This is a genomic window from Photobacterium iliopiscarium (assembly GCF_003026395.1).
Taxonomy (GTDB): Bacteria; Pseudomonadota; Gammaproteobacteria; order Enterobacterales; family Vibrionaceae; genus Photobacterium; species Photobacterium iliopiscarium.
In genome coordinates this window covers 52,322-62,767 of record NZ_PYOO01000007.1, presented here as the reverse complement: position 1 = coordinate 62,767, position 10,446 = coordinate 52,322, and the positions used below count along the sequence as shown (strand labels likewise).

The window sequence follows — 10,446 nt, the reverse complement described above, 5'->3', positions numbered from 1 at the left end:
TTGTGGTTATAACGGGGTTTATGGAAATTAATGAATAAATATTTTATTTTCTTATTCTTTTTGTATTTTTAATTTACTTGTTCAATAAATGTACATTTTTGTATGCGTTTATCATGTTTATTGATTTGGAATGGGTAATGTAAGGATTGTGTAGGGAGAGATACGTGTATTTGTTGGATAAATTAAAGAGGCATAGAGCCTCTTTATTCTTAAGCGTCACTTAGCCAGTTGACGGATATATTTATTATAATTTAGCGAGCAGTTCGTTACGTCTGCTTTCTGGTATTACTGACCAATGTTGGCCATGTATGGCACCTTCTAGTGCCCATAATAATTCTAAACTTAATGATGCCTCTTGTGTTTTTTGTAATGCCTTATAAGCGTTGAGTGCACCAAGATCGTATAATTGATCAATTGTTTGAATACCTGCTTTTTTGAGCATTCTTTCATTTGAAAGTCGCAAGTTAGGTAAATCTTTAATCCTAGCTGGCGAACAACATTCTTTTGCTTTTTTGTCAGCTAAGGCTGCTTCAAGAGAATATTTTGCTTGCTCTATTATTTTTTCAGGTTCTTCCCACCATTGATCAAGAATAGCGTAATGTTTCGTTATGACCGGAAACCCACGTTTTTTATAAATGTACGGTTTTAAGCCTGCTTGTTTAAACTCCTCTTCAGTTTTAGTGTTTGCCCTAAGATGCAGTTTATTATTCACCACGAGTGCGAACATTGCTTCGCCTGCGAAAATACCAAAGCCACCAAACATGGAGCGTGATCTAACGTTGCCTAAATGATCTAATAATCTTAATGAATTTTTTAATATTGGTTTGTCCATACTTCTACTCGGCGAATAAAAATGAGTGTCACCTAACATTAAAGTAGTCGTAAATTTCCTCTTATTATTAAAGTTATTTACGAGATAATTTTTCTACTTTAAATCATCCATGTATTACTTTATAAATAATATTATCAATATAGAAGTATTATTTATAATTTGTAAGTCTTTTGCTTACTATTATATGTAATTACAAGGTTCATTATATTCGATTTTTTTAAAAGGTAAGTTTTAATACGAACAAAAGCTGGTGAATCTGTGAGGTTGTTCATATTTTTGATAATAAGCGTTGCTTGGAAGGTGCGTTAAGTCGGGATAATTAGCCGTAGAAGAAAAAGCCAATAGGAATATTGGCTTGATAAAGAGTTAACAGTATTAACGTAAATCTTTTACAGATTTACGCTCAACAATCGCAGGTGCCATTTCAAAAATTTGACGTTCATGATCTTTGTTCTTCATTCGGTCCATTAAGATTTTAATGGCGGTTTTACCTAAACGACGTTTTGGCTGGTGGATTGTCGTTAGTGGTGGCGCGAAGTAAGGTGCAAGATCAATGTTGTCATAACCAATAATTGAAATATCACCAGGAACACGTAACCCAGCTTGTTCAAAGGTACTGATCAATGCCATTGCCATGATGTCATTAAAGCAAAAAATAGCCGTTGGGCGATCGGTCATTGCAATATATTGTTCAGCCGCTATAACCGCTGAATCACATTCAAAGTCACCTTCAAGGATCCAGTCTTGGTTAACGGTTAGGTTTGCTTCTGCCATCGCTTTGTTGAAGCCTTTTAAGCGTTCGCGACAAGTCGATTTATCATTATGACCAGATAAGCAACCAATACGACTATGACCATGGTCAATAAAATATTTAGTAGCAAGATAGCCACCTTGTTCAGCGTTATCCTGAATTTTATCGGTATGTGGGCTTTCTGGGCCCCAGTCCATAACAACCATTGGTAGGTCTTTTTGACGCTCAAGTAGATCCAGTAATTTCTGATCAAGATCAGAACACATCACTAATAAGCCATCGACACGCTTTTCTGCCAGCATGCGTAAGTAATCATATTGCTTAGAAAGGTTACCTTCTGTGTTACATAAAATTAATGTGTAACCTTCACGGTAGCAATACTCTTCAACACCATGTACAACTTCAGCAAAAAAAGGATTGGTTGACTTAGTAACGAGCATGCCAATTGTACGGGTTGTATTACATTTAAGGCTACGCGCAACAGCACTTGGGGCGTAGTTAAGCTCTTCAACAGCAGCAAGTACTTTTTTTTGTGTTGCTTCTGCGACAAAGCGCGTTTTATTGATCACGTGTGAAACTGTTGTGGTTGAAACGCCAGCCATACGTGCAACATCTTTAATGGTTGCCATATTTATTCTTCTAATAATGAGCGCTAGAGTTGTTTCTAGCTAATTGTGTGGTACCAAATTGAGTAACTACTGAGGTGTATATAATTCAATGTGCTTTTGAGATATATCTCATTAATTATTCAATTTGGCACCGATAATGTGTCTATTACATACTTAAATAGTATTAACGCAAAAATCCGCATTTATACTGCGGCTTCATAATTATGGCATATTTTTCAAGTGTAATCGCTTGCGTTCACATTTTACTGAGTGTTACGCGTAGTGCAACGTTTCTATTGTTTCGGAGTAAATTATTTGATAACTATCAACAAAAAAACGTAAATTTCAGTAATATTATGGCTAAATTACTGAAATTCACAAGATACGATCAAAAAAATAGCGCGCTTTAATATTATGTTAGTAGGTAAGGATAACCATGAATAGGATGGGGATGAACGGAAATGTTCCAACCGTATACATGGTTAATTATGTCAGGTTGTAATGCTTGCCATGGTGTGCCATCAGCGTGAATTTTACCGTGTTGAATAATAACCATACGTTGAGCATATTGCGCCGCTAAGTTGAGATCATGCAATACAATAATAACCGCCGCACCTTTAGCTGCCATTGTTTGTGCCATTTGTAAGGTTTTATGCTGATGGGCTAAATCTAATGCGGATGTTGGCTCATCTAACATTAGAATGCATTTATCATTGGCTTGACTGAGTTGGGTTAAAACGCGCGCGAAATGGATCCGTTGTTTTTCACCGCCAGATAAGGTTGGATATAAGCGTTGAGCAAGATGAAGAACATCCGTGTCACACATGGTTTTAGTCGTGATGTGGTCAATTTCTTGACGTGATAAACAAAGCGGCATTGTGCCTAATTCCACGACTTCTTTACAGGTAAAGGCAAATGAGAGCGAACTGTGTTGCGGCAAAATACCTAAATGACACGCTAGTTCAGATCGTTGCCAACTATTTATATCACGATCAAAAAATGCAACTTGACCACTTTCAGGCTCTATTTCACCGCACAGTATTTTAAGAAGGGTACTTTTACCTGCACCGTTAGGCCCGAGTAGTGCCGTTATTTCTCCTGCTTTTATATCAATACTAAAATTATCTAATAAGACTTTACCCGCCAGTGTTAACTGTAAATTACGTGCTGAAATTACCGTTGAGGGCGCAGAGGTTACCGTCATGCGATTCTGCCTTTTTGTTTATTTAATAGATAAATGAAGAATGGAGCGCCTAAAATGGCGGTAATAATACCTACGGGGAGTTCTTGTGGTGCAAACGCACTACGGGCGATCATATCGGCAACGAGTAAAATCAATGCCCCTAAAATAGCTGAAATGGGTAAGAGGGTTTTATGATTAGGACCTGAAATCATGCGTCCTAAATGGGGGATCACCAGACCAATAAAGCCAATCGGACCCGTAATGGCAACCGTAATACCTACACCCGCAGCACAGACAATAATTAAACTACGCTTTAGATGCTGAACATTCACCCCCATATGACGAGCTTCAGCTTCGCCCAATAAAAAGGCGTTAAGTGCATTCGCTTGGCGATAACAATAATAATAAATGATGACGAGGCTCACAAAGGCGAGGCCAATATTCGGCCATGTCGCTCCTGCTAACGAGCCCATTGACCATAAAGAAAAATCACGTAGCGCTTGATCATTCGCAATATAGTTAAGTAACCCAAGACCTGCACCCGAAATCGCTCCAATTGCCACACCCGCCAATAGCATTACCACAACAGAAGTGCCGTTTTTATCGGTGCCAAGGTGATACACCAAATATGTGCTCAGCGCGCCACCCAAAAAAGCGAAGAAGGGCACAGCGCCAATGTTCATTAATAATGGATATTGCGTCATTAACGGGGCAAACAAAATGATCGCAAACGCCGCGCCTAGGCCTGCACCTCCTGAAATACCAATAATACCTGGGTCTGCGAGGGGGTTCCGAAATAAGCCTTGTAGCACCGCTCCACAGATGGCAAGTATGGCACCAATCGCAATACACAATAATGTTCGTGGTAGACGTATTTGATGGATCACGAGATCAATATGAGCGGCAAGCTGATGGTCTCCAGGTAATAACGCTATAAAACTATCTTTATAACTGATATCCATCGGTCCAATCGCAATTGAGCTTAATAATGCAAAGAGCAATGACCCAATACTGATAGCGTAAATAACATGGGGTGAAATACGGCTGTCGTTCATGATGGCTTTATCTCAGATTACGATTGTGGGTAGAAAATATGATTAAGGCGCATGGCTTCATTAATACTATGAATGCCTAAGCCACCAATTAATGCCGTCCCGTCAATCACGGCAATCGCATTATTTTTTGCCGCAGGGGTTGCCTCTAAGACGGGCATTTTTTTGATAAGTTGTGCCATGTCTTTGATGGAGGCTGTTGTACGGTTACTGAGTAAAATAATGTCAGGTTGCATTTGTAAAATAGCCTCTGTTGAAACCGGTTTATAGTTTGCGACAACGGCTGCCGCTGGGTTTATTGCCCCCGCTAAAGTGATAATACTGTCGGCGGTGGTATTTTTTCCGGCAACGCTAATTGGTCGTCCATCATGAATCATTAAGAACAATACTTTTTTAGGCTGAGTCTGGTGTGAATTGTTTTGTTTAATTGTTTTTACTGTGGTGGTTATGGTCTGTTTAAGCTGCTGCGCTTGTTGTGAATGTTGGGTTAAGGCTGCCACTTGATCGATTCGATGCAGTAAATCAGACACCGTTTCGCCACCGTTAACAATATCGACCTCAATTCCCGATTGCTTTAACAATGTTAATGTCTTTGGTGGACCCATTTCATCGGAGCCAATAATGCGAGTCGGGGCTAAAGCAATCAGGCTTTCTGCTGACAGTTGACGGTGATAACCGACTTTAGGCATATCATCCGCCACCAGTGTTTTACTGGTTACATCGACGGCAATTAATTGTTGCTCGGCCCCTAATGCATTAATGATTTCAGTAATAGCCGCACCAGCGCTAATAACTCTTGCTGTATTTGAATTTGTTTGTGCATGGGCTAAGGGACTAAATAAGCTTGATGCGGAGATAAACAGTGTGGTTGATAACAGTATTTTTTGAGAAATATGTCGTAAAAAAGGTGTAGTTATAAAAGGTGCAGTTATAAAAGAGGTATGACGGTCCATTATTGTTGATCTTCCATTAATAGTTGCGTGGCTTTAATGTCGTTTTTTTGTAGAAAAGCTAATAACTTGAGCATCTGTTCGACGGAGGCTTTTTTATCAGCGCCAATAACGACGGGTTTATTTGCATGTGCTTTTACAGCGGCTAATAGTTGTTGTGAAAAGTTATCCCAGTTGTCGACCGATTGACCATCTAATGCCCAATAAGGTTCAGCGGCAACGAGATTTATCGTGATCGGATCGGCTTTGGTTGTTTGTAATATTTGAGTCGCGGTTTGCGGTAATTCCACATCTAATGCTTTAATTTTTACTGTTGCGGTAAGTAATAAAAACACCATCACAATAAAAATAATATCCAATAAAGGCGTTAAATCAGGGGTAAGTTCATCTGCATTTTGCTGATGATTATTGATACTAATCATGCTGATTTGCCATTGTAAGCCGGGTTTTCTTCACAAGTATCACATGGTTTTACTGGGCTATTACCAACATCAATGTTCATGCCTTCTAACCATAAATTACAACGATTTAGACTGTGCTCTAATGTCGCCATGATGCTATCGGCCCATAAGCCTAATAATTGTGAGCCTGTAATGGCAGGCAGGGCAATAATCAAGCCAGCTGCGGTAGTGCGCATTGCTAAACCTAGACCATCAGCAAGATCACTGGGAGTCACAGAGCCTGTTGATAAGGCAATGCCTTTAAACATTTCAATTAAGCCCAACACCGTACCAAGTAAACCTAATAGCGGACTAATCACACCAATTAAACTCAGTAATCGTAACCCTGAACGTAATTGTTGACGTTTTTGAAGTAGCCAAATGCTTGCGGCATCTTCACGTAATGGTTTCGTAAAATGACGATGGGAAATCAGCATCGAAATGCCTTTACATAATAATGGCCGTTGGTGTTTCAGTTGTTCTGCTAACTGATCAAGCGCGCGATCATCATGGCGATTTTGTTTATCCAAAAGGGCGGTGACTTTGGTTTTTCCAACGCCAGTACAGAGTAATACTTGTATAAACCGTTCAACTAAAATCATGACCGTTAATGCTGAACACGTAAGCAGCGGCCATGTCATAAGGCCAAATTGTTGGGTGAGGTTGTCAATAACAGTCATGGTTTAGTCCAGTTTAAAACGTACAGGGATCTGTACTCGGTGGGCAATTGCCTTACCGTTTACAATATGAGAAGAAAAATGCCATTTTTTGATCGCCGCGATTGCCGCGTTATCTAAGATCTGTGCACCGGATGACTTGATCAGTTTTTGCTTGAGTTGTTGTCCTTTTATATCAATCCAGACTTCAATCAGTACTTGACCTTCAATGCCACGACGTTTGGCTAATTTGGGGTAATTGACAGCGCCAGGTCGTGTTACAAAGGTCGGCTTTGATACCAACTGTAATGCTTGTGTTCCTGCGTTATCGACAGCGGTGGCTGCTGTTTTATTCGCTTGATTTGACGGTGCTTTTGTTGATTTTAGTGCTGTTTTTGTATCTGTCGTCGTTGTTGGTGTTACAGCTGATGATGTCTGTTTTAAAGGTTTTGTATGCGTAAGCTGCTTTTTCTTTACAGGGGGGACAGTTTTCTTTTGTGTTGCTGCTTTCTTTTGCGCTATTGCTTTATTCGACGTTCGTGCTTTTTTAGATATCGCTTTATCTACTGTTGTGGTCTTTGTTAAGCGCTTCATGGTTGATGCAACAGGGGGCTTTACTGGCACAGACTTTGTTGGTACCGATTCGGTCGGGGTGGATACTGGCGTTACCGTTGGCGGTGGTGTTTTCACTACAGCAGGTGGAACAGCAACAAAGGTTAAACTGACACGTGGCGTATCGGTTCCTATCGTCAGTGTGATTGGATCCTTGGTAGGCATCGCAGCAAGAAACATACTATGAACCAACAATGATACCGCCCCAGCGGCAACGTAACGTTTTGTATTCACTATTATTACCTAAAAATAACACTAAAAAGAACGTCGTCAATAGTGATTGAATATTGATGCAAAATATCACTCCCTGTATATATTGTCCGTTTTGTTATATTTTTCATGAGGTTAGTAATATTATAATTAATATTAGCACTTTATTTTTAGCTATTATCCACGAAATGCGAATAATATCAATTATCATTTGCAATATTATTCAATGACAAATATCATGGCCGCAAATGAGATTAAGAATCATTGATGGGAATGGCAATGTACCGTTTCTGCATTGAAATCTTGAAATAAGCAGCTTAAAAAGTGATAGCAAATAATCATAAATGATGTGATGTGGGTCGATTTGTCGCCAACCTTATCGAAGTTACACGTGACAAGTTACTAAAGAGGGGCTAGTGGATATAGCCATTAATATGATAAATGCCGAACAACCTATATTGCCTATAAGTACGCCAGCTAGCTTGGATATATCTAGTTTTGGTGGTGATATTCTTGGAGAAAATACGCCGGATCCGTTGCGATTTGGTTTTCGACGTAAATTATCGGCACATGCTGGTGGTGGTAGTCACAATCCTATTGAATCCAATCAAATACAGCCGCTAGTACAGCAAATTTTACAGCGGACAACCCCGCCTTTTAATAAGCGTTGTTTATACGTTCATATTCCATTTTGTCGTGTACGTTGTACTTATTGCAGTTTTTTTGAATATGCATCGAGCCAACGTCTGATTGATGATTATTTTGCGGCATTAATGGTTGAGCTTAAATATAAAGCCGCCCAGCCATGGACGCAGGCGGCACCTTTTCAAGCGGTCTATATTGGTGGTGGTACTCCGACTGATTTAACCGCAGCACAAATTAAACAACTCGGCACCATGATCCGCCACCACTTTCCGTTAGCCTCTGATTGTGAGTTAACCCTAGAAGGGCGAATTAATCGTTTCAGCGATGAAATGTTTGAATCGGCACTTGAAGGCGGGTTTAACCGTTTTTCTTTTGGTGTGCAAAGTTTTGATACGCAAGTTCGTCGTAAAGCAAAACGCTTAGATGATCGCGACGTGGTGTTAAAACGTGTCAGTGAGTTAGCGGTAACCGATCAAGCGCCTATTGTGATTGATTTACTCTATGGGCTGCCTTATCAGAATCTTGAAGTATGGCAACAGGATTTGAACGATTTTCTTGATTCTGGTGCCCATGGTGTTGATTTATATCAATTGATTGAAATGGGTAATACGCCAATGGGGAAAATGGTCGAACAAGGTCGTTTACCTGAGCCTGCTGATACCATGACTAAAGCCTCAATGTTTGAAATGGGGGTAGATTTTATGGCTAAACATCATCTACGTCGTTTAAGTGTTAATCATTGGGCGCGTGATAATCGTGAACGAAGTAGCTATAACAGCCTTGCTAAAACTACCGCAGAAGTCTTACCACTAGGGGCGGGTGCTGGTGGCAATGTTGGCGGTTATGGTTTTATGCAACATCGTAAGCTTGAACATTATATGGATGATGTTAATAACCAACGGATCCCACTGGCGATGATGGTTAAATCATCACCCCATGCTGCGGTTAATACGGTAATTAAAGCAGGCTTTGATCGCGGAGTGATTGTAGCCAAACAACTCGATAAGCAAGCAGGCTGGTCATTGTTCAGTTATTGCATGCCATTATTTCAACAGTGGCAACAACATGGCTTTGTTGAAATAGAACAACTAGGGCGGCATCGCTATTTAAATCTGACACTAGCAGGGCAATTTTGGGCGGTAACGCTGGCACAAGCATTGATTCAAGTAATAACCACCGCAACGGTAACAGTTCAATCTTAACCGTGTGAAAATTAAATATATTAGCTAATTGTAATTAAAAGGATGATAACTGTGTTTACTCGCTATTCTCATGATGAATTAAAAACGAGGGTTGCTCAAATATTGCAGCAGGATGAAAAACTTCATGCTGGCGCTATTGCTGAACAATTACAGGTTACAGAAGGTGAAGTGGCGTTATCGCTGCCATCTGAGTTAGTTTTTCCACTGGCTGGCAATGTGGCACAAACTATTGTCGAGGCATTACCTAGCTGGGGGCCTGTTACCACTATCGTGCATTCAATGGGGTCTATCTTTGAAGTAAAAGCGCCGTTTCCCAAAGGAAAATTGGCCCGTGGCTACTATAATTTAATGGGTAAAGATGGCGAATTGCATGGTCATTTACGGTTAGATCTCGTTAAGCATATAGCATTAGTTAGTAAGCCATTTATGGGACAAGAAAGCTATTTTATTGGCTTCTTTGCCGAGCAAGGCGAATGTGTCTTTAAAGTCTATTTAGGTCGAGATAAACAGCGTAACTTATTCTCAGATCAAATTGAAAAGTTTCAACAGCTCAAACTATTAGCCAATTAAAGCCATTAGTTTGTAAGACGCTGCTATTAGCCTAAAACTAGTCGGCAGCTAAAATATAACAACACATAAAAAATAGAATGTTAGTCAGCCGGAATTAAAAGGAAATAAGGGAATTATTCATGAGTGAAGTAAAACAACAACGATTGCAAAGCCGCTTAGGGCCAGAGATTAAAGAATTTCGTGAAGGATGTTTAACACTGCAACTCGCCACCGTTGATATCAATGGTAAACCCAATGTCAGTTATGCTCCGTTTGCGTTACTTGATGATGGGTATTATGTGTTAATTAGCCAAATTGCTAAACATGCGCGTAATTTACTGGAAAATCCTCAAGTCTCTCTAATGATGATTGAAGATGAAACGATAGCAAAAACATTGTATGCCCGTAAACGATTAACGTTTGAAGCGGATGTGAGTGTGGTTGAGCGTAATAGTGATCGTTGGACATCGGCAGTGGTAGCGTTACGGGATCGCTTTGGTGAGATTATTGATGGTTTAAGTGGCTTAGAAGATTTTGTCTTATTCCGTTTAGCACCAACACAAGGGCTATTTGTAAAAGGGTTTGGTAAAGCGTTTCAAGTCAGTGGGGATGATTTAGTGGATTTCGTTCATTTAGAGCAAGGCCATCGTCGTATTAAAGATGGTTCTGAAATTGAATCCCCTGAAGATACACTATAATAATGTCTAACGTGTAATCATTAACCGTTAATCATCGTATTGCCATGCCTGTCTATTT

General features: G+C 39.9%; 11 protein-coding genes. 3 read left to right on the top strand and 8 right to left on the bottom strand.

Annotated elements, in window-relative coordinates; translation table 11 throughout:
• Positions 1–244 precede the first annotated feature (244 nt).
• The 8 genes from C9J51_RS11890 to C9J51_RS11855 all read right to left on the bottom strand — a co-directional run bounded on the left by C9J51_RS11890 (position 245) and on the right by C9J51_RS11855 (position 7,318).
• Positions 245–832 carry a TfoX/Sxy family DNA transformation protein gene (locus C9J51_RS11890; protein WP_045037019.1) on the bottom strand — a complete coding sequence of 196 codons (588 nt, stop codon included), beginning with the start codon at positions 830–832 and terminating at the stop codon, positions 245–247.
• 375 nt (positions 833–1,207) lie between these two features.
• Complete coding sequence (gene purR, locus C9J51_RS11885; protein ID WP_045040286.1) at positions 1,208–2,212, bottom strand: HTH-type transcriptional repressor PurR; 1,005 nt, start codon at positions 2,210–2,212, stop codon at positions 1,208–1,210.
• Between the two features lie 391 nt (positions 2,213–2,603).
• Positions 2,604–3,395 (bottom strand): heme ABC transporter ATP-binding protein, encoded by a 792-nt coding sequence (locus C9J51_RS11880; protein ID WP_045040287.1) that lies wholly within the window; start codon positions 3,393–3,395, stop codon positions 2,604–2,606.
• Positions 3,392–4,429: a FecCD family ABC transporter permease gene (locus tag C9J51_RS11875; RefSeq protein ID WP_045040288.1), complete on the bottom strand. Its 1,038-nt coding sequence runs from the start codon at positions 4,427–4,429 to the stop codon at positions 3,392–3,394. Before C9J51_RS11875 ends, C9J51_RS11880 begins: the two co-directional genes overlap by 4 nt.
• Positions 4,430–4,446: 17 nt before the next feature.
• Positions 4,447–5,379 (bottom strand): heme/hemin ABC transporter substrate-binding protein, encoded by a 933-nt coding sequence (locus tag C9J51_RS11870; protein ID WP_107275133.1) that lies wholly within the window; start codon positions 5,377–5,379, stop codon positions 4,447–4,449.
• On the bottom strand, positions 5,379–5,798 hold the full coding sequence (locus C9J51_RS11865) for an ExbD/TolR family protein (protein WP_045037016.1): 420 nt from the start codon (positions 5,796–5,798) through the stop codon (positions 5,379–5,381). The genes C9J51_RS11870 and C9J51_RS11865 overlap by 1 nt, the downstream gene beginning before the upstream one ends.
• Positions 5,795–6,496, bottom strand: a complete 702-nt coding sequence (locus C9J51_RS11860; protein WP_045037015.1) for a MotA/TolQ/ExbB proton channel family protein — start codon at positions 6,494–6,496, stop codon at positions 5,795–5,797. Before C9J51_RS11860 ends, C9J51_RS11865 begins: the two co-directional genes overlap by 4 nt.
• Before the next feature lie 3 nt (positions 6,497–6,499).
• A complete protein-coding gene (locus C9J51_RS11855; protein ID WP_045040290.1) occupies positions 6,500–7,318 on the bottom strand; it encodes an energy transducer TonB in 819 nt (272 codons plus the stop codon).
• Positions 7,319–7,728: 410 nt separating this feature from the next.
• Here C9J51_RS11855 and hutW point away from each other — a divergent pair, with 410 nt between their 5' ends.
• The 3 genes from hutW to hutZ all read left to right on the top strand — a co-directional run bounded on the left by hutW (position 7,729) and on the right by hutZ (position 10,388).
• Positions 7,729–9,141, top strand: a complete 1,413-nt coding sequence (hutW, locus tag C9J51_RS11850; protein ID WP_045040314.1) for a heme anaerobic degradation radical SAM methyltransferase ChuW/HutW — start codon at positions 7,729–7,731, stop codon at positions 9,139–9,141.
• A 42-nt stretch (positions 9,142–9,183) separates the two neighbouring features.
• Positions 9,184–9,711, top strand: a complete 528-nt coding sequence (hutX, locus tag C9J51_RS11845) for a heme utilization cystosolic carrier protein HutX (RefSeq protein WP_181314808.1) — start codon at positions 9,184–9,186, stop codon at positions 9,709–9,711.
• Between the two features lie 119 nt (positions 9,712–9,830).
• Positions 9,831–10,388 carry a heme utilization protein HutZ gene (gene hutZ / locus C9J51_RS11840; RefSeq protein ID WP_045040292.1) on the top strand — a complete coding sequence of 186 codons (558 nt, stop codon included), beginning with the start codon at positions 9,831–9,833 and terminating at the stop codon, positions 10,386–10,388.
• Positions 10,389–10,446 lie beyond the last annotated feature (58 nt).

What these genes read in the sequence shown, in the direction of transcription:
- purR (WP_045040286.1), bottom strand. Translation starts at nt 2,212, where the DNA reads ATGGCAACCATTAAAGATGTTGCACGTATGGCTGGCGTTTCAACCACA.
- C9J51_RS11870 (WP_107275133.1), bottom strand. Translation starts at nt 5,379, where the DNA reads ATGGACCGTCATACCTCTTTTATAACTGCACCTTTTATAACTACACCT.
- C9J51_RS11875 (WP_045040288.1), bottom strand. Translation starts at nt 4,429, where the DNA reads ATGAACGACAGCCGTATTTCACCCCATGTTATTTACGCTATCAGTATT.
- C9J51_RS11865 (WP_045037016.1), bottom strand. Translation starts at nt 5,798, where the DNA reads ATGATTAGTATCAATAATCATCAGCAAAATGCAGATGAACTTACCCCT.
- hutX (WP_181314808.1), top strand. Translation starts at nt 9,184, where the DNA reads ATGATAACTGTGTTTACTCGCTATTCTCATGATGAATTAAAAACGAGG.
- C9J51_RS11880 (WP_045040287.1), bottom strand. Translation starts at nt 3,395, where the DNA reads ATGACGGTAACCTCTGCGCCCTCAACGGTAATTTCAGCACGTAATTTA.
- hutZ (WP_045040292.1), top strand. Translation starts at nt 9,831, where the DNA reads ATGAGTGAAGTAAAACAACAACGATTGCAAAGCCGCTTAGGGCCAGAG.
- C9J51_RS11890 (WP_045037019.1), bottom strand. Translation starts at nt 832, where the DNA reads ATGGACAAACCAATATTAAAAAATTCATTAAGATTATTAGATCATTTA.
- C9J51_RS11860 (WP_045037015.1), bottom strand. Translation starts at nt 6,496, where the DNA reads ATGACTGTTATTGACAACCTCACCCAACAATTTGGCCTTATGACATGG.
- hutW (WP_045040314.1), top strand. Translation starts at nt 7,729, where the DNA reads ATGATAAATGCCGAACAACCTATATTGCCTATAAGTACGCCAGCTAGC.